We start from the raw sequence: 21,568 nt of genomic DNA, 5'->3' as shown, positions 1-21,568 counted from the left end.
ATAATCAGACGCCGGACTGGGTCGCGGGCGGCGGCGGTTCGACAGGCGCCGGCGTCTCGGCCGGCTCCTCGACCTTCTCTTCCTCTTCCGGCGCTTCCGGTTCCGGCGTCTCCGGCGACGGCGGCGGCACCACTTCGCGCAGCACCGCCTGCCCTTCGACCGGCGCGGCGACGGGCGCGTTTGGCTCGGGCGGCGGCGGGAACATCGTCACCGGGGCTTGCGCGCCCGCTGCCTGCGCCGCGCCCGGCGCCTGCCCATTGTTCGGCCCCTGCATGTTGGCGGTGAAGCGCCATTCCGACAGGTGCTGGCGGTTGTCGAAATTGACGAAGCGCGCTTCGAAATTGCCGACCTTTAGCGGCTTGGCCTGCGACAGGCTGTACACCCCGGTGATCGGCCCGCCCTCGGCCGCGCGCACCAGTCCCCACTCGGCACGGCCGGTGACCGGATCGACGAAAATGCGGCGCAGGTGGCGGCGCGGGGTCGGGAAGCGCGGGTCGCGCAGCAAGGCCTCCAGGGTGGCCGGCTGCTGCGGCTGGCCGGGCGGCGTGGCTTGCGCATAGCTGGCCAGCGCCGCGCCGAACTCGGCGCCGATGGCGAGCAGCTCGTGTTCCGCCTCGGCGCGCGCCAGCAGCGCCCCCACCTTCAGCGTCGCCGCCCCGACCATGCCGATGATGGTCACGAAGACGACCATGCCGACATAGGTGAAGCCGGCTTGCCGCGGGGTTGGACGCGCATGTAAGCGCATGACAGTCATGGTCTCTACCAGTCGGCGTACGCCTTGCCGCTGCGGTCGTTGCCCGGCGCCCCGCTGCGCAGGTCGTAGACGCCGCCCAGCGCGCCGTCTTCCGGCGGGATCACGGTCCAGCTGCCGGTGCTCTCGGTGAGCGGGTCGAGCGGCAACCCGCGCAGGTATTTTTTCTCGACCAGCTGTTCGAGCGAATCCGGATAGCGTCCGGTATCGCTGTAATACTGGCCGATGATCTCGCGCGTGTTGCGCAGGTTTTCGGCCAGGATCGTCTCCTTCGACTTGTCGATGCTCGGGAAGAAGCGCGGCACGGCCAGCGTCAGCAGCAAGGCGATGATGCCGAGCACGACCAGCAGTTCGATCAGCGTAAACCCGCGGCTGCGGGCAGGTACAAGGGTCATGCTCACCACCGGTTGTACGGCACGCCGTTCAGGCCGGGCCGGGTCGAAGTCGAATATACGTCGTACACGTCGTCGCCTTCGCGCGGCTCGGCCGCTTCGCTGGCGTAGCTGCGCTTGCCCCAGGTATCGGCATCGGACAGCGACGGATCGGGATTGAAGGGGTCGCGCGGCAGGCGCCGCATGAAGAAAATCTTGGTGCGCTTCGGGCTGCGCAGGTCCGGCACGCCCTCCACCAGCAAGTCCAGCTTGGGCGGATAGCCGGTGGCCCCGACGGTGCGCTTGATGCGCCCTTCGTCGTAGGCCTTTTTATAGGCGTCGATCCCCAGGCGCAGTTCGCGCAGGTCGCGCCGCAGCTCCTGTTCCTGCTTGCGCTGGGCCGTCACCTGCGCCACCGGCAGCACGAGCGTGCCGAGCAGCGCCAGGATCGCCAGCGTCACCAGCAGTTCGATCAGCGTGAAGCCGCGGACGACCCGACCCACTTTACTGGCCCTGGCTCTGTGGCATACCCTGCGGCGCCGGAACCGGCGTGACGACCACGCCCGTCGGCGCCGGCGTCACCAGCACGCCCACCGGTGCGGCCGGCGCAGGCGCCGTCAGCGACGGCGTGGCCGGCAGCGCCGACGACGGCAGGCTCTGGCCCGGAGCCGGGGCCGGGGCCGTGGCCGGCGTGTTTGCCGGCGCCGACTGCGTTGTCGGCGCCTGCCCCGGCAGCGCGGCCGGGGCGCCTGGCAGGCGCAGCCCGGCGCTGCTCACCTGGACCGGCTGCGCTTCCGGACGGCGCCGGAAGTTCGCTTCGGTACCAGCGCTGAATTCCGAAGTCGCCGCCGGCGGACGCTGCACCGTGCGCACCAGGTGCGGCGTGATCGACAGCACGATTTCGGTCTTGTCGAGCGTATCGTTGGTGCGGCCGAACAGGCGCCCCACGATCGGCAGGTTGCCCAGCCCCGGGACCTTGTTGCCGCTGCTGCGGTCTTCGTTGTTGATCAGGCCGGCCAGCACCTGGTTTTCGCCATCCTTCAACTGCAGCATGGTATTCGCCGAGCGGGTGCCGATGCGGTAAGCCACCGAACCCGAATTGGTGCGCAAGGTATCGACCACGTTGCTCACCTCGAGCGCGATGCGGATCGCCACTTCGTTGTTCAGATAGATGGTCGGTTCGACGTTGAGGGTCAGGCCGACGTCGACATAGGTCACGCTCTCGGTGGCGAAATTGCCGACGCCGCCGGTGGACACGGTGGCCGAGATGTTCGGCACCTTGTCGCCGATGACGACCTTGGCCTTTTCCTTGTTGCGCACGCGGATGCGCGGATTGGCCAGCGTGTTCGAATCGCCGTCGGTGCGGGTCGCGGTCAGGCTGGCGGTGGCGCCGGTCACGCCGATCTTGCTGCTCGAGAGCGCACGCAGCGTGTCGATCGTCAGCGGCGTACCGTTGGCCGCCTGCAGCGGCGCGAAGCCGAGCGTTGTCGGCCAGGCCACGCCCAGTTCGGTGACGCTGCTGCGCTTGATCTCGAGGATCTCGACGTCGAGCATGACTTCCGGCTCGGCCACGTCCTGCAAGGCCACCAGCCGGGTCGCCAGCCGGATCGCTTCGGGACTGTCGCGCACGATCACCAGGTTCAGCTTCTCGTCGATCACGACGTCGCGCGACTTGACAATCGTCTTCAAGGTATTCCCGATGTTCTTGGCGTCGGCGTTGGCGAGATAGAAAGTCTTGACCGTCTGTTCCTGGTATTCGCGCAGCTTGGCGGCGGTGTTCGGATAGATCATCACCGTATTGCCGTCCATGACTTGCTGTTCGAGCTGGTTGCTCATCAACAGGAAGTAGATGGCGGCTTCGACGTTGCTGTTCTTCAGGAAGATCGAGGTGCGGGCATCGGTCTTGACGTCCTTGTCGAACACGAAGTTCAGGCCCGAACGCATGGCGATCACTTCGAAGACCTGTTTGATGGCCACGTCGCGGAACTCGATGCTGATCGGGGTGCGGTAGGCGGCGGCCAGGCCGCCCTGCGCCGGCTTGGCCGCCGCTTCGTCGATCTTCGCCACTAGCAGCCGCGCCGGCTCGTAGTCCGGACGTTCGGTCAGGATCGCCGCGGCATGGCGGCGCGCCGTTTCCAGATCCTTTTGCTCGAAGGCCTCGTTGGCGGCGGCCATCAACCTGACGTGGCGGCCGTCGGCCTCGACCTGGATCAGGCCGGCACGGGCCAGTTCGTTGGCGGGGTCGAAGGCCAGCACGCGCCGGTAATCCTCGGCCGCCTGCGCCGCCTGCCCGAGCGCCAGCCGCCGCTGCGCACTGTCGAGCAGGCGGGTGGCGGCGCGGTCGCGCGCGTTGAGCAGGCCGGCGCGGAAGGCCGCGTTGCCGGGGTCGGCGGCGACGGCTTCGCGGTATTTGACGAGGCCGGCCTCGACCTGGTCTTGCGCGACCAGTTCCTGGCCCGCGCGGAAAGCGGCATGGCCGGCGCAGCCGGCCAGCGACAACGCAAGCAGCGATGCGGCGACTGCGCGCGGCATGCGCCGCAGCATGCCCTTCGGATGACTAGCCATCAGTCGAATGCTCCAATATTAAGCTGTTGAACCTGGTTCAAGGGCAGATAGGTAAGGGTCAGGAAGGGCGGCGCAATCGCGTCGACCCGGTAAGTGCCGTCGATGACGGTTTTCGGTTTCACGACATAGGTCTTGCCGGCGCGCGCCAGGTAGACTTCCCAGGCGCCGTTCTCGAGCGCCTTGCCGAGCAGCGTGAACGGCAGCGGCGGCGCACTCGGCGGCGGTGGCGGCGGCGCGGCCTGCTGAGGCGGCGGCGGTGGCGGCGGCGGGGTCCAGTCGCGCGTGGCGAAAACGTCGCCGCCATCGCCCTGCCCCACCAGCGCCTGGCGCGGCAGCAGGCGCAGGATGTGCGGCGCCGCCTTGGCGCCGGATGCCTGCGTGCGCACCGGTTCGGGCGCCGCCGGCGGCAGTACGGCCGGAGCTTGTGCCCGTGCGGCCAGCTGCGTATCGACCACTGGTACGTTTGCAGGTACAGCCGCCCCGGCGCGCGCCACCGGCTCGGCCACCTCGCCCTCCGGGCTGTTGTCGCCAAAGGCGACCAGCGCGGCCGCGCCCACCAGGGCGGCGCCCATGAGCATGTGGCGCGTCTTCATGAGCCCTCCCCCGGACGGTCGAGCAGGTACAGGGTGATGCGCAGGCGCGCTTCCACCTCGGTCTCGCCGATCGCATCGCGCTTGAAGCTGATCTCGTCGAGCGCCGCGAACGGAATCGCGCGCAACGCGCCCAGCGCGAATTGCCAGATGGCGTTGTAGCTGCCCTTTACCGGCAAGGTCACCTGGTAGGTATGCAGGCGCGCGTTGCGCTCGAAAGCAGCCTTGTACTCGCCCTGGCGCAGCACCAGGCCCGATTTCGCGGCCAGCGCGAACAGGGTCTTCACCTGCCGCTCGGCATGGCGCCGGTCGCCCAGCGCCGCATTGAACAGCGCCAGGTGATATTCGTCGGTGGCCGGTTCCACCTGCACCGGTGCGGCCGCCTGTGCCGCCGGCAGCGCCGCCTGGCGCCGTGCCAGCACGCGGCTTTCCTCGACCAGTTCGCGCGCCGGCAGCAGCCAGGCCAGCGCCGCGGCCGCGCCGATGCACAGCACCAGGGCGCCGAGGGCGACCGGATTGGCCGCCGCCAGCGCGATGCGCAGGCGCAGCCAGACGGCGGCGAAAGCGTTGCGCTTCATGGCGACCTCCATTGGGCGTCGAACTGGAAGCGAATGGGCCGATTCGGGTCCTGTTCGTTGATTTCGTGGCGCGTCAGGGCCACGCCGGCAAACCATTCCTGGTCGGCCACGCGTTCGACATAGGCCAGCATGTCGTCGCTGTTGCGCGCTTCGGCGGTGATGCGCAGCACGCGCCGCTTGGCGTCCGGCTCGACGGCCAGCAGCGCCACCGAAGCCGGCGTGGCCGCCCGGATCGCATCATGCAGGCCGCCCCACGGCAGGTTCAGTTGCAGGATCGCGGCATTGATGGCCGCGGCCTGCGCCTCGCTGGCCACCGGCGCGCGGGCGGCGGCCAGCTGCAATGCCGACGGCGCCCGCACTTGTGCAATGCGTGCGCTGTGCGCGGCCAGCTCGGCCTCGAAGGCGCGTTCCTCAAGCAGGTAAGCGTTGGCGTGGTACGCCGCCGGGATGCTCAGGCACAGGCCCGCACCCAGCAGCAGCCAGGCCAGGCGCGGCGTGTGGAACAGCGTGCGGCGCAGGCTCGGCGCCGCGAAATCGATCCGTACTTTTTTCATATTCCGCTCCCGCTGGCCGCCAGGCGCGCAGCATCGGACCATTCGGCCCACTCAGACCCGGGCTCGCCCCCCAGCAGCATGCAGCTTGGTGCGGCCCAGGCACGCGGCGCGGCGCCGCAGACCTGCACCAGGCCTGGTGCGTCCGCCCCGGTCAGCAGGGCTTCGCGTGCGATGTGGGCCGCGAACCAGGCGCCGTCGGCGCCGGGCGGCACCAGCGCCGTGCGCACGGCGATGAATGCGCCCTTGTCGAACACGGCCAGCGTCAGCACCGCGCCATGCACCATGCCATGTACTACACCAAACCAGGCGCCCGCGCGGCGCAGCTTGCGCCAGCCGTTCAGGGCGGCGACGAATTGCGGCACGATGCCGACCAGGTGGACGCGCTCCTCGATCGCGAACTGCTGCAGACCTGCCAGCAGCGGCGCCGGCAGCGCCGCGGCCAGGAAGGCGCGGTCGGCATCCCAGTCGGCGCTGATGCGCCAGCCGGCCGCCGGCGCGCCGAACAGGGATTGAAAGCGCAGCGCGGCGGCCGCCTCGAGGTCGGCCATGCGGCTGGCGCTGCCTGGTGGCGCCACTTGCCACAGGCGCGCCCAGTCGTCGGCCAGCACGATCGTCGCCGTGCGGCCGGCCGCGAGGGTGGACGGGGACCCGTCGGCCAGCAGGCGGCGCAGGCCGTTGCCCAGGCCGGCACTGCCCTCGGCCGGGTCGAAGCGGGTCTCGCCCAGCAGGCGCAGGGCCGGACGGCGCGTCAAGCCACTGCTGGCCTGGATCAGCGCCAGGCTGTCGGCGGCCACGCCGATGCGCAGCGTCTGAGTAAAGCGTTCAAGCATGCAGGGTCACCCGTTTGATTTCGTCGAGGGTGGTGGCGCCGCGCCGCACCAGGTCGAGCGCGGCCAGGCGCAAGCTGCGCGTGCCGTTGGCGTGCGCGGCGGCCTTGATCTGGCGGATCGGACGCTTGTCGACGATCAGCTCGCGGATCTCGTCGTTGAGCGTCAGGATCTCGGCGATCGAGCGGCGGCCGCGGTAACCGGTGCCGCGGCAATCGCCGCAGCCCTTGCCGCGCATGAAGACGTAGTCGCCCACTTCCGCGCGCTCGAGGTGCACGCCCTCGAGTTCGGCGTCGGTCGGCGTGTACTGCGCCGCGCAATGCGGGCAGTTGGTGCGGATCAGGCGCTGGGCCCAGATGCCGTTCAGGGCCGACACGAAGGCATACGGGTCGATGCCCATGTGGGTGAAGCGGCCGAACACGTCGAACACGTTGTTGGCGTGGACGGTGGTGAGTACCAGGTGGCCGGTCAGCGCCGACTGCACCGCGATTTCCGCCGTCTCGCGGTCGCGGATCTCGCCGACCATGATCTTGTCGGGGTCGTGGCGCAGGATCGAACGCAAGCCCTTGGCAAAGGTCAGGCCCTTCTTTTCGTTGACCGGAATTTGCAGGATGCCGGGCAGCTGGTATTCGACCGGGTCTTCGATGGTGATGATCTTTTCGCGCCCGTTGTGGATCTCGGTCAGCGCCGCGTACAGGGTCGTGGTCTTGCCCGAGCCGGTGGGGCCGGTCACCAGCAGCATGCCGTAGGCTTCCTGCGCCAGCGTGCGCAGGGTCACCAGCGAGGGCGCGTCGAAACCAAGTGCCTCCAATGTGAGCGAGCCGTAGGCTTCGATCATGGCGCGCTTGTCGAGGATACGGATCACCGCGTCCTCGCCGTGGATGCTCGGCATGATCGAGACGCGCAAGTCGATCTCGCGCCCGCCCGCCTCGACCCGGAAACTGCCGTCCTGCGGCACGCGCCGTTCGGCGATGTCGAGTTCGGCCAGCACTTTCAGGCGCGAGATGATCTGTTCGGCGGTCTCGATGCCGCCGACCGAGGTGGCGTGATCGAGCACGCCGTCGATGCGGTATTTCACCGCCAGGCCGCCGGCCGTGCTTTCCAGGTGGATGTCCGAGGCGCCCGCTTTCAGCGCATCGTACAGGGTCGAGTTGACCAGCTTGACGGCGGGACTGGCGCCTTCCGAGACCGAGGCGAAAGAGAGCACGGCGGCGGTCTTGCCGTCGCGCCGGCCTTCGCTGGCGCCCGGCGCCAGGGTATCGACGGCGCGCGCCGATTCTTCCTGTTTGGAGAGGTAGGCTTGGATATCCGATTGCAGCGCCAGGCGCAGGTTCAGCGGCGCCGCGGCGCTGGCACGGGCGCAGGTCGCCAGCCAGGTCTGCAGGTCGAGGTCGAACGGATCGGGCAGCACGCCGGTCAGGCGGCCGTCGGCGCCGCGCAGCAGCACGCAGTGGCGCGCCAGGGCCGAGGCCAGCGGCAGCAGGTCGAATGCCGGCGCCTGGCCCAGCATCTCGGCCGTTTCCATCACCGACAGGCCGAACGGCCGCGCCAGCGCGCGCACGATCTGGCGCGGCTCGAGGCCGCTGGCCGCTTCCAGCTCGGCCACCAGCGGACGGTGCGAGGCGCGGCTGGCGGCGCGGGCGCGGGCCAGCACGCCGGCGTCGATGGTGGCCTGGGGCGAGTCCTCGATGGACGAATCAGGCAGGGGCGCGTTCAGGACATGTCTCCGGCAAGGTCAAAGATCGGCATGTACAGCAGGACCACGATGGCGCCCACGATCAGGCCGATGGCCGCCATCAGGAGCGGCTCGAAGGTACGGGTAAAACGGTCGATCCAGCGGCTGATCTCGCCGTCGTAGAAGGCGGCGGACTGGGTCAGCATCGGTCCCATGTCGCCGGTGCGTTCGCCCACGCGCAGCATGCGCAGCGAAATCGGGGTAGTCAGGCCGTGCGCCTCGAAGGCGGTCGACAGCGGCTGGCCGGCTTCGATCACGGCGCGCGCCTGCGCCAGCCGGGCGCGCACGGCCGGCGAGACCATGCCCTGCACGGTTTCGATGGCTTGCACGATGACGATGCCGCCTTCGCTCAGCATGCCGAGGGTCAGGTAGAGGCGCGAGAGTTCGTAGATGCGCACACGCTCGCCGATGCCGGGCAGGCGCTCGACCAGGCGCGCCAGCGCGCCGCTTTTTGCCAGGTGGCGCAGGCCGAGCACGATGGCGGCCAGCACGGCGCCCGCGCCGCTGGCCAGCAAGGCGCCATGGCTGGCGGCGAACTGTCCCCAGCCGAGCAGCATCTTCGACATCCACGGCAGGTCGCGCCCGGCGCCCTGGTATACCTCGGCGAAGCGCGGCACCACGTAGCCGATCAAAAAGGCGCTGACGCCGCCGCCGACCATCAAGAGAATCACTGGATAGATCGCCGCGCTGACCAGTTTGGCGCGCACAACATCGATGCGCTGCTGGTAATCGATGAAGCGGGCGAGCGAGCGCGGCAGGTCGCTGGTGCCTTCGGCGGCGCGCACGATGCCGACGTACAGCGGCGGGAACAGGTCGGGCTGCTCGGCCAGCACTTTGGAGAAGCGCTTGCCCTCGCGCAGGCCGCCCAGCAGGCGCTCGAGCACGCCGCGCGTGCCGGGATTGGTTTCCTTTTCCAGCAGCGCCTCGAGCCCTTCGACGATGCCGAGGCCGGCCGACAGCAGCGCCAGCAATTCCTGGCTGAACAGGACCAGCGACAGGTGGCGCTTGCTCTTGCGGCTGCCGAGGCCGCGGCCGACCGGTTCGACCGCGCTGATGTACAGGCCGCGCGACTCGCACTGGCGGCGCGCGTCGGCCTCGTCGGGCGCGTCGATGACCTCGCTCGCGATCGACATGTCAGGCGCAAGGGTGCGGACGACAAACTGCATGGAAACCGCTTTCGGTGGACGTGGGTATGAGCGTGGGGTAACTGAGGGTGCGGTTTGCTACACAGTTTTACTGCGAGCTGACGTCGGCGTCTTCGCCGGTGCCGCCAGGCTGGCCGTCGCGTCCGGTCGACACGATTTCGTACTCGCCCTTGCTGCCCGGCGAACGGTACAGGTAAGGATGGCCCCACGGATCCGGCGGAATGCCCTTCTTCAGGTAGGGGCCGTTCCACTTCGGCGCCACCGCAGGCGGCGCGCTCATCAGGGCGGCCAGGCCTTCCTCGGCGGTTGGATAGCGGCCGACGTCGAGCCGATAGGTATCGAGCGACTTTTCGAATGCCTCGATCTGGGCCTTGGCGATGGTCACCTGGGACTTGCCGAGCTGGCTGAAATATTTCGGGCCGACGTAAGCGGCCAGCAAGCCGATGATCACGATCACTACCAGTAACTCGAGCAGCGTGAAGCCGCTGTCATTCCGGCGCAAGGTCCGGCCTTGTTTCATTGCTGCACACATCCGACTGACTCCTCGATTGCTCCACAAACAACACCGCACGGCTGCCGCCATCTCACTGATGCAGGACTTGCTGTCCGGCACACAACGGATGCGGCGTGCAAGGCTACCACGCTGATATCTCGAAAGACAACTTTTCTTTGTTACAGCGTCGCCTCCTTGCACGTCACGATTTTTGCAACGGTTTCCATGTCCGAATCAGTACCAATGTTTTAATTCCATGAGGCATCTTTATTTGCACAAAAGGAATTTTAAAAATTGATGTAACGCAAGCGTGTCGCAAATTTTGAACATCTCCGCCAAAAAATTGGTCGGTCCAGTTTTACTAGGAGAAACAGAATTTTATATGGAGAACCCCCTGAAAATATGTATTTTCCACGTTACAATTTTTTACATGTAACTTGTTGCCCTTGATATATTCATCGACAACCCAGCAGCCATCCTGTGGGGTGAACAATGAGCAAGAAGCACAGTAACAATCAAGCCACAAAAATTTAACGATAAGGTAGACCGACTGATGACTTACCCAATGAACTCCGCTGCAAACACTGGTACCCCTGGTGTTTTGAAAAAATTGCTGTGCGCTTCGCTCATCGGCGCCCTTGGCGCCATCGCCGCCCCGGCCAGTGCCGCCGTGGTCACCTTCGACAACGTCCAGAACGTCGTCACCCCGCAACTGAACAGCGGCGACACCGCCTATAACACCGGCGACGCATTCACCGAAGCCGGCTTCACCATGCGCGTGCTCAACAGCGCGACCGCCGATGCCGGCGACGTCGGCCTGGTCGGCGCCCTGGTCGATTCGAACAACGCTTTCGCCTGCTTCATCACCTCTTGCCCCGTCGGCAACGGCAGCACTTATTTCGCCGGCCTCAATGACGGCGTGCTGAACCTGAGCTTTGCCGGCGCCGCGGGCTTCCGCATCGGCGGCCTGGACTACGCCTTCGTTGGACCGGTCGGCGGCCTGCCGAACGGCAGCTATGGCCAACTGGTCCTGACCGGCACCACCGCCACCGGCGGCACCATCAGCACGGCAAGCAATTTCCCGGGCCAGAACGCGGCGGGCGCCTTCACCTTCGACCAGTTCATGATCGACCCGACCTTCCGCAACACCACGCTGACCAGCCTGGCCATCAGCGCCTGCATGTTCGACGATACCGGCGCCTGCAACGCGGACCGCGAGTTCACCATGAACCAGGCCCAGTTCGCCCTCGACAACCTGGATCTGGGCGTGGTGCCGGAACCGACCTCGATTGCCCTGATGCTGCTCGGCCTGGCCGGCCTGAGCACTACCGTGCGCCGCCGCAGCGGCAAATAAGCAGCACCAGCAGCTACCTTCACAGAACAAGGATTTGAATAAATGAACCTGCGTCCCGTCTCTTTCGCCGTGCTCACCCTGGTGGCCGGCATGGCACTGAATGCTTCCGCCCAGGAAGTGCGCCGTTCCTACATCGTGCAACTGGCCGACAAGCCTGTCGCTTCCTACACCGGCGGCGTCGCCGGCCTGGCAGCGACCAAACCGGCCGCCGGCCAGCGTCTCGACGTCACCGCGGCCAACGTGCAAGCCTATATCGGCTACCTGGAGCAAAAACAGAACAACGTGCTGTCGGCCGTGGGCCAGGCCCAGCTGACCCACAAGTACAACGTGGTGCTCAACGGCTTCGCCGCGCTGCTGACCGACGCCGAAGTCAAGGCCCTGAAGGCCGATCCGGCCGTGGCCGCGATCGACGCCGACGAAGCGCGCCAGCTCGACACCAACTACACCCCGACCTTCCTCGGCCTCGACAAGGCTGAAGGCCTGTGGAACCAGCAGCCGGGCGGCAAGGACAAGGCCGGCGACGGCGTCATCATCGGTATCGTCGACGGCGGCATCTGGCCCGAGAACAAGGCCTTCGCCGACCGCGTCGACGGCAATGGCGAGCCAACCTTCGACAGCGCCGCCACCCAGGCCTTCGGCGCCGTGCCAGCCACCTGGAAAGGCATCTGCCAGACCGGCGAAGGCTTCACCGCCGACCATTGCAACAACAAGCTGATCGGCGCGCGCTACTTCAATACCGGCTTCAAGGCCAGCGCGCGCGTCCAGCACTGGTCCGACTTCGTCTCGCCACGCGACTCGGTCGACGGTCCTAGCGGCCACGGCGGCCACGGCACCCACACCGCCAGCACCGCCGGCGGCAACAACGGCGTCGCCGTCACCGTCAATGGCGTCGCCATGGGCAAGGCCAGCGGCATCGCCCCGCATGCGCGCGTCGCCGCCTATAAAGTCTGCTGGACCTTCATCGACCCGACCAATCCGGACGGCAGCGGCACCCGCAACAGCTGCTACAACTCGGACAGCGTGGCCGCCATCGACCAGGCAGTCAAGGATGGCGTGAACGTCATCAACTTCTCGATCAGCGGCTCGCAGACCAGCGTCACCGATCCGGTCGAAATGGCCTTCTTCGGCGCCGCCGACGCCAACGTGTTCGTCGCCGCGTCGGCCGGCAACTCGGGCCCGGCCAACGCCGTCGCCCACCTGAGCCCATGGGTCACCACGGTCGCCGCATCGACCCACAACCGCCTGAACGGCGCCACCGCCACCACCGGCACCAACGTCAAGTACGTCGGCGCGTCGCTGAACACGACCGCCCTGCCGCTGACCCCGGCGATTTCGGCACGCGACGCCGGCCTGGTGCCGTTCGCCTCGCTGAACGCCGCCGACCAGCTGGCACGCCGCCTGTGCTACACCGCCGCCGACCGCACCACCTACGGCGGCAGCGCCGCCGCCGCCCTGGATGCCAGCCTGGTCGCCGGCAAGGTCGTCCTGTGCGAACGCGGCAACAGCGCCCGTACCGACAAGAGCCGCGCCGTGGCCGAAGTGCGCGGCGCCGGCATGGTCCTGATCGACACCGCCAACGCCCTGATCGCCGAAGTGCATGCCGTTCCAGCCGTGCACATCAGCCTGGCCGACGGCACCGCCCTGCGCAACTACGTACAAGCCAATCCGGGCGCGACCGTGTCGATCTCGACCTGGACCCCGCAAGTGGGCTCGGCGCCGGCGCCAGTGATGGCGAGCTTCTCGTCGCGCGGCCCGAACCAGGGTTACAACAACATCCTCAAGCCTGACCTGACCGCTCCTGGCGTGGACATCCTGGCCGGCGTCACCCCGGTCAAGACCCAGGCCGAGCGCGACGCGATCGCCAACGGCAGCGAAGTGCCGGGCGCGGCATGGGCCTTCTACCAGGGCACCTCGATGTCGAGCCCGCACGTGGCCGGCCTCGGCGCACTGCTCAAGCAGCTGCACCCGACCTGGTCGCCTGCCGCCATCAAGTCGGCCCTGATGACCACCGCCGCCACCACCATCAACGACAACCAGCCGGGCGCCGCCAACGGCCTGCTGCCATGGGCACAGGGCGCCGGCCACGTGGTGCCGAACAAGGCCACCGATCCAGGCCTGGTGTACGACGTCACCACGACCGACTACATCCGCTTCATGTGCGGCGCCAACGCCATGGCCGCGGCGACCTGCGCAAGCACCGGCAGCATCCCGGCCTACAACCTGAACCTGCCGTCGCTGACCGCCGGCGCGGTGCTGGGCAAGCTGACCATGACGCGTACCGTCACCAACGTCAGCGACAAGGCCTCGACCTACAACGCCACCGCGACGCTGCCGGGCTTCACGGTCGCCGTCAGCCCTGCCACGCTGAACCTGGCGCCAGGCGCCAAGGGCACCTTCACCGTCAACCTGACCCGCACCACCGCGGCGATGGACCAGTACGCCTTCGGCGCGCTGGAATGGCGTGACGGCACCCACGTGGTGCGCAGCCCGCTGACCGCACGTCCGACCGCCTTCAGCAGCGCGGCCAGCCTGCGTAGCGAAGAAGTCAGCGGCAACAGCGTGTTCACCGTCGGCACCGGCTTCACCGGCAAGCTGGGCGCGAACAAGGGCGGCCTGAAGCCCGCCACCCTGAACGAGCAGACGGTGCGCCAGACCCTGGCGGCCGACGGCGGCGCGCTCGAGTGCAAGAACGGCGGCTCGGCCGGCGTGACGGCAACGAGCTTCACGGTCCCTGCCAACACCATGGTGGCCCGCTTCTCGCTGCGCGACATCGACACCAGCGGTTTCAAGGCCGGCCAGCCTGACGACCTCGACCTGTTCGTGTTCAACGCGGCCGGTACGCAAGTCGGCTACAGCGGCACCGCCACCTCGAACGAGATGGTCACCCTGATGGCGCCGGCAGCCGGCACCTACCGTGTCTGCGTCGCGGGCTACAACCCGACCGGCGGCAGCTCGACCTACACCCTGGCATCGTGGGTCGTCGCCAAGGACGAGACCGGCGGCAACCTGAAGGTCAACCTGCCGGCCAGCGTGTTTGTCGGCGGCACCGCCTCGGCAGTCGCCAGCTGGTCGGGCCTGACCGCCGGCCAGCGCTACCTGGGCGCGGTGCAGTACCTGAACGGCACCACGCCGCTCTCGACCACGCTGCTGGAAGTCGACGCCACCAACCCGGTGCCGACCGCCGGTGCGACCGCCAAGCTTGCGGCAGGCGGCGCCCATACCGCCGAACTGCTGAACTAAGCATGTAAGGCAGCAAACGGGTCCGGCAACGGACCTGCCTGCAAAAACAAAAACGCTGCGTGTTTTCGAACACGCAGCGTTTTTTTTGTTCCCCCGGTTGGTATCGGATCAGCGCACTTGCGGCTCGCCCGTTCCCAACTGGCAGGTGCCGGCGCGGCAGACCGCGCCCGGATCGGGAATGAACCGGCAGTTCGACATCATGCCCGAGGCCGCGTTCTGGGCCTCGCGCTCGCTCTTGTAGCGTGCGGCCAGCGCCTGCAGGGCCGGCTCGGACAAGTTCGCCGTCGAGTAAGGCAGGTAGGCTTCCGGCCCGCCACAGGCGCGCGCACCGACTGGGAGCGTACGGCATTGGGAGCCGTCGCTGCAGGCGGCATTGCCGATCATGGCGCGGATTTGTTCGAGAGTGCCGGCGCTGGCATCGCCGGTGGTCAAAGTGGAAGCTGGCGGCGTCTGGGGTGCGGGAGGCGTTCCGGCGTCCGTCGTACAAGCGGTGCAGGCCATGATCAGGGAGAGAAGAAGTGTTCGCATGGCACAGATCATCGCGCGCGTTGCCGGACCGGTCAAGGGCGATTCGTTTCAAGGTCGACAAGGGTGACGGTCCGGCCGCGCTTCTCTCCACACCTCGTCAAGAAACGGAACGTCGCGCTGACGCTACGTATCCCTTCGGCACCTATTTGTTTCCGTACGGCTATTTCTTTGAATCAATACTTAACTGCATTTAACTGCGTCTAACATGCGACCAAACGTTCATTATCTTCTGTTAATTCCCAAAATAAATTTCCAATCGAAAATTTATTGACTACAATAAGCTCATCAGTAATAAATTTCCATAGAGCACTATTATGAATGTTGCTGCAGTCCGTACCGTCCTCACCACTTCCCTGCTCGCCCTGCTGACCGCCTGCGGCGCCGGCGCCCCGGCCGACGCACTCGACGCCAGCGCCGCCATCAAGGTGGCGACGACCCAGGGTTCGCCGGCAGTCCAGGGTGCACCGGCCCAGGCCGCCCTTCCCGTCCAGGCAGTTACCGCCCAGCAGCCGCTGCCCGACTGCCAGCCCGAAAACTGCGCTGGCCTGCGCATCATCGACGGCAATGCCGAAGCCTTCCGCATCGACGCGATGCGCCGTGCGGCCCTGGGTAGCTGAAATAAAAAAAGCACACCCGGCTTGCGCCGGGTGTGCTTTTTACCTTACCGCTGGGGTGCTTATCCGCTAATTACTTGCGGCGTGCGCGCAGGGTCGAACCCATCAGTGCCAGGCCGAACATCAGCGAAGCCATGGTGGCCGGTTCCGGCACTTCGCTCACCAGCGCAATGCTGGTCAAGGCATTGGCGGAGGACACGGTGGTGTCGCTGCCAGGCATCAGCTGGAACTGGGCCAGGTCGCCGTCGACGCCAAGGTAGCCGTCCTGGGTTGGGTTCAACAGGGCGAAGCTGAACGTGGTGCCGTCACCCGCAGGGGCGACGTCGAAGCTCAGGTCGAAATTGAACAAGCCACCCAGGTTGACGCCGATCAGCGCTTCGGCAAAGCCATTGACGTTGTCGAATATGGCGCCGGTTGCGGTAGGCGTGACATCGCCATACGTCGTGACGCCCGTGCCATTGCCGCTGAAGTTGCTGACCGTGGCAGTTGCAGGACCGGACGAGTTGGCGTCGCCGCTGAACAGGAAGTCCAGGAAGCCCGTGCCGGACAGGCTCGTGGTGTCGATCGTCACGTGATAGGTCGGGCCGGCCGAAGCGGCGCCGGCGCCCGTGACGAGCATGAGCGCCAGCAGCGCGCGGGTGAACAGGTTTTTCAGGTTGAACATACTGGTAATTCCTTAGAAAGTGCCCGAGATCAGCTTGGCGGTATAGCCAAAGCCGGTTCGCGATGGATTGGTGAAGGTGGTGGTGACGGTGACCGAAGCGCCGGCGGCCAGCGAGCCGCCTGGCAGCGTCAGGTAAGGCGCGCCGCCCGTTTCGCCGCTCTTGCCGTCCAGCGTGACACCCGCGGTCAAGCCTTGCAGCACCAGGTGCAGCGGGCCGGTCATCGGCGTGCTGCCGGTGTTGGTGATGGTCACGGTGCCGGTGAACTTGCCGGTCACGCGGTTCTGGGTGAAGCCCGACTTGACGACTTTCGCCGCCGCGGTCACGTCCACGGTGCTGCCCGCCAGGTTCAGGCTGACCACCACCGGATCGTGGTCCGAAGCGCGGTAAGGACCGGCCTGGTACGGATCCTGGCCGGTGCCCGACTCGATGTTGTAGTCGATCGCTTCCGGTTCGTCGGCATTGTTGTGCCATTCGGTCACGCCGGCCACTTGCGGCGACAGGCTGCTGCTGGCCAGTGCATGGTCGAGGTAACCGCTTTCGGCGCCGAACACGTACGAGTAAGGAATCGCGGTCGGACGCACGAAGCGCTCGATCTCGTTGACGTAGCCGGCCGCGTTGAGCAGGCGGATCGGATCTTCCATGCCGTAGGCGTTCATGTCGCCCACGATCAGCACGTCGGCATCGTTGGCGGCGGCCACGACTTGCGGCAGGAAGTAGTCGCGCAGGCGGGTGGCCTGCTGGACACGGGTCAGGTTCCAGCAACCCTGGCCGTCGCCGCTGTCGGTGTTGCCGGCGCCACCGCCACAGCTGCCCTTCGACTTCAGGTGGTTGACCACCAGCGAGAACTTGCCGCCGTTGGCCGCCTGGAAGGTCTGGGCGATCGGTGGACGGTTGTTGATGTTGTCACCATCCGACAAGGCGCCGCCCACCAGGCTCACCGCGCTTGGCTTGTAGATCATCGCCACGCGGATCGCATCGGTACCGGTCGCGGCCGGCTTCGGCACGACGGCGTAGGTGTTCGCACCCATGGCGCCGTTGAGCTGCTCGACCAGGTAGCCGACGGCGATGTCGCCGTTGTTCTGGATTTCCATCAGGCCCACCACGTCGGCATTCACCGCCACCAGCGAACTGACGATCTTGTCGCGCTGGCGCACGAATTCGGCCATGTTGTCGGCGCCGCGGCAGTTCGAGCGGTTGCTCGTCGTGCCGATCGTGCAGCCCTGGCCGGTGCGGCCCCAGGCGTCGTTGCCGTTGGTGAAGGTGGTGAAGAAGTTCAGCACGTTGGCGCTGGCCACGCGCAGGTTGCCGCCGGCAACCACCGGCGCCGGCAGGCGCTCGTTGGTACGCGAGAAGGTCGGCGTCACCGTCGGCTGCAGCTTGAAGGAGGCGCCGCCACCGCCCATGGCGCCGAAATCGACCACGCCGGTCAGATCGGTGACGGTGTCGCCTGCACGCACGGTGCCGTCCTGGAACAGGTACGGAACGGTGGTCGGGGTGACAAAGATGCCGTCGTCGAGCACGATCATGTTGGCTGCATTGCTGGCCGCCAGTGCGCGCGCTTCAGGCGAACCCGGCACGTAGCGGTTGGTCGGGATTTCGCGGCGGCCGGCGGACAGGGTCAGTTCGCCGCGCTCGCCCAGGTAGGCGTTGCCGTTGACGGTCAGCGGCGTGGTGAAGCGCACCAGCATGCCTTCGACGTCGGCCAGGTTCGCATTCGGCATCGCGACATTGGTCGGGGCGACGCTGCCGGTGCCGATCTTGGTCGCGGTCGGGTTGGTCAGTTCGGTGTACGAACGGGTGGCGCCCGATGGCGTGTACTCGGTGACGGTGCCGGTGACGCGCACCAGGTCGCCCACGGCGAGGCCGGCGTTCGAGCCGAACACGTACAGGCCGTCCGAGGTTGCCGGGTTGCCGTCGCCGGTCGGGTCCTGGATGAAATAACCGCCGCTGATGACGGCGGTGACCACGCCCTGGGTCGTCTGCACGGTGCCGGCAAACGACGACTTCGGTGCCGAACCCTGGATTTGCGGGATGGTCAGCTGGCCGCCGACGCTGACGTTGAGGCTGCAGCTGGCGTTCTGGCCATCGTTGTTGCCAAAGGTGATCGTGACCGGATAGCTGCCGGCGCCGAGGCTGGCGGCGACGCTCAGCGTGGCGCTGGCGGTGGCGCCGGTGCCGGAGGCGGCCACGAAGTTGCGCAGTTCGATGCCCGGGACGGCGCCCGCGCTCAGGATCGCGCTGTTGACGATGCTGTCGATGTCGCGTGCCGTGATGGCGGCGCTACCGGTGCTGCCCTGCGTGACCTGCAAGGTCGCCGGGCAGGACGGGACGATCGGCTGGGCCACTGGATCCGGGTCGGGGCCCGGACCGGTGCCGCCGCAGGCGTTCAGGGGCGTGTTCGCGGTGCGCGGCAGGCTTGCCCCGACGACGGCGAAGTCGCCCGCATTGTTATCGGTATCGGTGCAGCCGGCTGCCAGGCGCTGGGCTTGGGTCGAGATCGACAGCACTGCCGTCGGCGCCGTCTCGCGGCGGTTGGCGCCGCCGTAGCCGACCAGGTCGATGATGGTGTTTTCGGTCGCAGCGCTCAGCTGGGCGGTGGTGTTGGCCACGGCCACGCTGCCGGCGGTGGCCGAAATCGACATCGCCCAGTTATGGTCGATCGCGCCGATGTCGGCGCCCGCGGTTTGTGGATTGCCCGCTACCAGGAAGTACTGGCCAGGCTGCAAGGTCACGTCCGGCAAGGCATTGAACGACGACCAGTTTGCGCCCGTTGCCGACGCGTACTGCAGGCTCTTGCCCTTCAGGGCGACTGGCGCGCTGCCCCGGTTGAACAACTCGATGAAGTCGCGATTGTAGGTCGAGCCGCCGCTGCCGCCACCGCCATAGATCTGGCTGATGACGAGGTCGGGCGAGGCGGCGAACGCACTCGTCGATAATCCGGCCAGCAGTGCGGCCAGGAGCGTCAGCCGGCCGGCTGGCGTATTCGTTGCAACGTGCATGTTCATGAGCTTCCTAGTGGGGGTAAGGGGGCAGAATCTTTGTTGTCGATGCTGCTAATCATTTTATTACTAGAAATAATCTTACGGCGACAATTTGACAGGAGAATGACAAAGTGCAATGCAGCACTCGTCTAGATGAGGTAAGGCTGCAACACATTGATTCCACACGGAAACTTAACGCACGATCGTGCGCGGGTACTTTTGAAATTGACCACGAAACGGCGCCGCCAGCGGTTCGCCGATGAAGACGCCCTGGGCTGGCCAGGCCACGCTTTTCCAGTAGGCTTCGATGGCGCTGTCGCCATTCAGGTAATGGCGCAGCAGCACGCCCGGGTTTGGGAATTTTTGCCAGTGGTTGCACGGTTCGCCCACCGTGCCGTAGCTGGCCGTGGCGCCCGCCGCCAGCCAGCGCAGGCTGCTCATTTGCGTGCCGCCTTCCAGTTCGCCGCCGTGCGAGGTCAAGTGGTCGGCCAGGGCGCCGGGCACGAAGCGGACCGTGTCGAGCTTGTCGACCTGGGCCTTGCCGGTCTGGTAGACCAGCACGTCGCCAGCTCCCTCGAGGACGTCGGCCTGCAGGCGGTGAATCGTGAGCGCATGCGCCGCGCGGTAACCGGCCTTCGGAAAGAAGCCGGCGCGCGCGTTGCGCGCCGCCTCCGAGGTCGTCAGGTACCAGGCGTGCGAAGGGATGCGGCGCATGCCGCTGACGACGCCGCGGTCGATCAGCGCTGTCGCTTCCTGGCGCGAAGCGATCGGCAACAGCATCGACAGGCGCATGCCGTAGTCGCGCACGGGACGCCCGCCTGGCGCGTTGAAATACCGGCTCGGCTTGCCGGCGGCGCAGGGGTCGGCGCACAGGGCGGCGTCGAAGCCCAGGGTATACGCCCCGGTGATGCCGTGGCAACCGACCTTCCAGGGCGCGCTCCACAGCATGAGGACGGCCTCGACCCCGGGCGCCAGGTGGCTGTCGATCTCCGCCTTGAGCAGGCGAAAGCGCGCCGGGTCGAGCGCCGCCGGCCGTCCGGGGATACGCACGTGCACGACGTTGGCGGCGGGGATCGCGCGCCGGCGCCGGTAGTAGGCGCCGATGGCGACGCTGTCGGGGTCGTCGTCGTTGATGACGATCGCCAGCTGGCGCGCCTCGAGGACGCCCTCCGCGGGCGCTGACCGTGTCACCTGCGCTGCCGCCGCGCCGCACCAGGCGAGCGCGGGCAATAGCATACGCAACAGCGCACGCAAAGGCGCACAGCGGCAGCCACGGTGGTAGCCAAGCAGTCGGTCACCGCGGGCGCGGCAAGCCATGGCCGCCCTTCAGGCGGCGTCGTCCAGCGCCAGCCCCCGTGGCCTGCCCTTGCCGCCACGCCGGCGCACAGCGAGAGCGCCCAGCCCCACCAGTCCCAGGCCGCCGGCCAGCATGGCGGCAGCGGCCGGTTCCGGAATCGGCGAGACTGCATAGATTTCCATCGCGTCGATCGCGAAGAAGCGTCCGCCGACCGAACCGTCGATGATGCTGCGCCCTTCCCCGGCCGGGTCGCCATAGCTCAGGCGCCAGGACAGCGCCGTATCGAGCGCGTCGTCGACGAACAGGTCGGGCCCGGCGCCGAAGGTCGGTCCCTGGTCGAGGGCATTGAAGGTCTGGAAGCCGCCCTGGCTGGGCAGCTCGAAGCTGACCGGCACCTGGCGGTAGACGGCCGGCACCGTGTAGTTGAAGATGAAGGCGGACCGCTGGAAGTCGCGCGGCGTGATGTGCCAGCCGTCGTCGCTGTCCCAGCTTTGCGGATTGTAGCCACCCACCAGCCAGGCCCTGCCCGCCGGGTCGCTCACGCGCAGCAGGGTAAAGGTCGGCCCGCGGCCGTCGGCGGCGGCGTGGAAGTCGAGCGAGGTGTCGCCTGCACCCTGGCGTGTATAGACGTTCTCGAAAATCTGGTCGCCGGCCCCCAGCCAGCGTTCGAGCTGGCCTTCGAGGGTGGGATCCAGCGGTGGCGCGCCGCTCTGGGCGGCGGCCTGCGGTGCGGCCAGTGCCAGCAGCAGCGCAGCGGCGCTGGCAAGTACAACGCGCGTTTTCATGATCGCCTCCAAAAGGGGGTTCACTCACTGTGCATTGTATGCCGCACCGCGAGCGGCCTTCACACTGTTGACCTGGAAACCTTGTTCAACACGGGAGAGGATGATCGGCGGCACGGACGAAAAAAAACGGACGTTGCCGTCCGTTTTGCCTGGTTCGTACAATCGCTTACGAACGCTTGTAGATGTCTTCGAAGCGGACGATGTCGTCCTCGCCGAGGTAGCTGCCGGACTGCACTTCGATGATGTGCAGCGGCAGTTTGCCCGGATTCTCGAGGCGGTGGTTCATGCCGATCGGAATATACGTCGATTCGTTTTCCGACAGCAGGCTGATCTTCTCGCCGCAGGTCACGCGCGCCGTGCCCGACACCACGACCCAGTGTTCGGCACGGTGGTGGTGCATCTGCAGCGACAGCTTCTCGCCCGGCTTCACGGTGATGCGCTTGACCTGGAAACGGTCGCCGGCATCGATGCCCTCGTAATGCCCCCACGGACGGT

20 protein-coding genes are annotated in these 21,568 nt (G+C 67.1%); 3 read left to right on the top strand and 17 right to left on the bottom strand.

Features of this window, described 5'->3' with window-relative positions:
- Window positions 1-4: 4 nt before the first annotated feature.
- From IFT60_RS24415 to gspG, 11 genes are all read right to left on the bottom strand, one after another.
- Window positions 5-754, bottom strand: a complete 750-nt coding sequence (locus IFT60_RS24415) for a type II secretion system protein (RefSeq protein WP_229511168.1) — start codon at window positions 752-754, stop codon at window positions 5-7.
- A 5-nt stretch (window positions 755-759) separates the two neighbouring features.
- On the bottom strand, window positions 760-1,146 hold the full coding sequence (locus IFT60_RS24410; protein WP_192056707.1) for a type II secretion system protein: 387 nt from the start codon (window positions 1,144-1,146) through the stop codon (window positions 760-762).
- A 2-nt stretch (window positions 1,147-1,148) separates the two neighbouring features.
- The gene (locus IFT60_RS24405) at window positions 1,149-1,625 is read right to left on the bottom strand and encodes a type II secretion system protein (protein ID WP_192056706.1); all 477 of its coding nucleotides are present in this window, start codon (window positions 1,623-1,625) and stop codon (window positions 1,149-1,151) included.
- 1 nt (window position 1,626) lies between these two features.
- Entirely contained in the window at window positions 1,627-3,687 is a 2,061-nt protein-coding gene (locus IFT60_RS24400; protein ID WP_229511166.1) for a secretin GspD/PilQ domain-containing protein, read from the bottom strand.
- Window positions 3,687-4,280 carry a hypothetical protein gene (locus tag IFT60_RS24395; protein WP_192056705.1) on the bottom strand — a complete coding sequence of 198 codons (594 nt, stop codon included), beginning with the start codon at window positions 4,278-4,280 and terminating at the stop codon, window positions 3,687-3,689. Before IFT60_RS24395 ends, IFT60_RS24400 begins: the two co-directional genes overlap by 1 nt.
- On the bottom strand, window positions 4,277-4,855 hold the full coding sequence (locus tag IFT60_RS24390) for a hypothetical protein (protein ID WP_192056704.1): 579 nt from the start codon (window positions 4,853-4,855) through the stop codon (window positions 4,277-4,279). The genes IFT60_RS24395 and IFT60_RS24390 overlap by 4 nt, the downstream gene beginning before the upstream one ends.
- The gene (locus IFT60_RS24385) at window positions 4,852-5,409 is read right to left on the bottom strand and encodes a hypothetical protein (protein WP_192056703.1); all 558 of its coding nucleotides are present in this window, start codon (window positions 5,407-5,409) and stop codon (window positions 4,852-4,854) included. Before IFT60_RS24385 ends, IFT60_RS24390 begins: the two co-directional genes overlap by 4 nt.
- On the bottom strand, window positions 5,406-6,239 hold the full coding sequence (locus IFT60_RS24380; protein WP_192056702.1) for a hypothetical protein: 834 nt from the start codon (window positions 6,237-6,239) through the stop codon (window positions 5,406-5,408). The genes IFT60_RS24385 and IFT60_RS24380 overlap by 4 nt, the downstream gene beginning before the upstream one ends.
- Complete coding sequence (locus tag IFT60_RS24375; protein ID WP_192056732.1) at window positions 6,232-7,926, bottom strand: GspE/PulE family protein; 1,695 nt, start codon at window positions 7,924-7,926, stop codon at window positions 6,232-6,234. Before IFT60_RS24375 ends, IFT60_RS24380 begins: the two co-directional genes overlap by 8 nt.
- A gap of 23 nt (window positions 7,927-7,949) precedes the next feature.
- Complete coding sequence (locus IFT60_RS24370; RefSeq protein WP_192056701.1) at window positions 7,950-9,137, bottom strand: type II secretion system F family protein; 1,188 nt, start codon at window positions 9,135-9,137, stop codon at window positions 7,950-7,952.
- A 67-nt stretch (window positions 9,138-9,204) separates the two neighbouring features.
- Window positions 9,205-9,648, bottom strand: a complete 444-nt coding sequence (gene gspG / locus IFT60_RS24365; protein WP_192056700.1) for a type II secretion system major pseudopilin GspG — start codon at window positions 9,646-9,648, stop codon at window positions 9,205-9,207.
- A 526-nt stretch (window positions 9,649-10,174) separates the two neighbouring features.
- Between gspG and IFT60_RS24360 the strand changes: the two genes are divergently transcribed.
- The gene (locus IFT60_RS24360) at window positions 10,175-10,963 is read left to right on the top strand and encodes an NF038120 family PEP-CTERM protein (RefSeq protein WP_192056699.1); all 789 of its coding nucleotides are present in this window, start codon (window positions 10,175-10,177) and stop codon (window positions 10,961-10,963) included.
- A 42-nt stretch (window positions 10,964-11,005) separates the two neighbouring features.
- Entirely contained in the window at window positions 11,006-14,203 is a 3,198-nt protein-coding gene (locus tag IFT60_RS24355) for a S8 family serine peptidase (protein WP_192056698.1), read from the top strand.
- A gap of 108 nt (window positions 14,204-14,311) precedes the next feature.
- Here IFT60_RS24355 and IFT60_RS24350 read toward each other — a convergent pair whose 3' ends face one another.
- Entirely contained in the window at window positions 14,312-14,731 is a 420-nt protein-coding gene (locus tag IFT60_RS24350) for a hypothetical protein (protein ID WP_192056697.1), read from the bottom strand.
- Window positions 14,732-15,045: 314 nt separating this feature from the next.
- Here IFT60_RS24350 and IFT60_RS24345 point away from each other — a divergent pair, with 314 nt between their 5' ends.
- A complete protein-coding gene (locus IFT60_RS24345) occupies window positions 15,046-15,348 on the top strand; it encodes a hypothetical protein (protein WP_192056696.1) in 303 nt (100 codons plus the stop codon).
- A gap of 70 nt (window positions 15,349-15,418) precedes the next feature.
- On the opposite strand, the gene IFT60_RS24340 is transcribed toward IFT60_RS24345, so the two are convergent.
- The 5 genes from IFT60_RS24340 to IFT60_RS24320 form a co-directional block, all read right to left on the bottom strand.
- Entirely contained in the window at window positions 15,419-16,009 is a 591-nt protein-coding gene (locus IFT60_RS24340; RefSeq protein ID WP_192056695.1) for an NF038129 family PEP-CTERM protein, read from the bottom strand.
- 12 nt (window positions 16,010-16,021) lie between these two features.
- Window positions 16,022-19,015 carry an ExeM/NucH family extracellular endonuclease gene (locus tag IFT60_RS24335; RefSeq protein ID WP_192056694.1) on the bottom strand — a complete coding sequence of 998 codons (2,994 nt, stop codon included), beginning with the start codon at window positions 19,013-19,015 and terminating at the stop codon, window positions 16,022-16,024.
- Between the two features lie 168 nt (window positions 19,016-19,183).
- Window positions 19,184-20,227: a TIGR03790 family protein gene (locus IFT60_RS24330; RefSeq protein ID WP_192056693.1), complete on the bottom strand. Its 1,044-nt coding sequence runs from the start codon at window positions 20,225-20,227 to the stop codon at window positions 19,184-19,186.
- Window positions 20,228-20,317: 90 nt separating this feature from the next.
- A complete protein-coding gene (locus IFT60_RS24325) occupies window positions 20,318-21,073 on the bottom strand; it encodes a PEP_CTERM-anchored TLD domain-containing protein (RefSeq protein WP_197986455.1) in 756 nt (251 codons plus the stop codon).
- A 166-nt stretch (window positions 21,074-21,239) separates the two neighbouring features.
- Window positions 21,240-21,568, bottom strand: a 329-nt coding sequence (locus IFT60_RS24320; protein ID WP_192056692.1) for a cupin domain-containing protein, incomplete at its 5' end; no start/stop codon positions are given.

Source organism: Massilia sp. CFBP 13721 (genome assembly GCF_014842025.1).
GTDB lineage: Bacteria > Pseudomonadota > Gammaproteobacteria > Burkholderiales > Burkholderiaceae_D > Telluria.
Note: the sequence above shows the minus strand (reverse complement) of the source record. Positions and strands in the feature narration are given on the sequence as shown.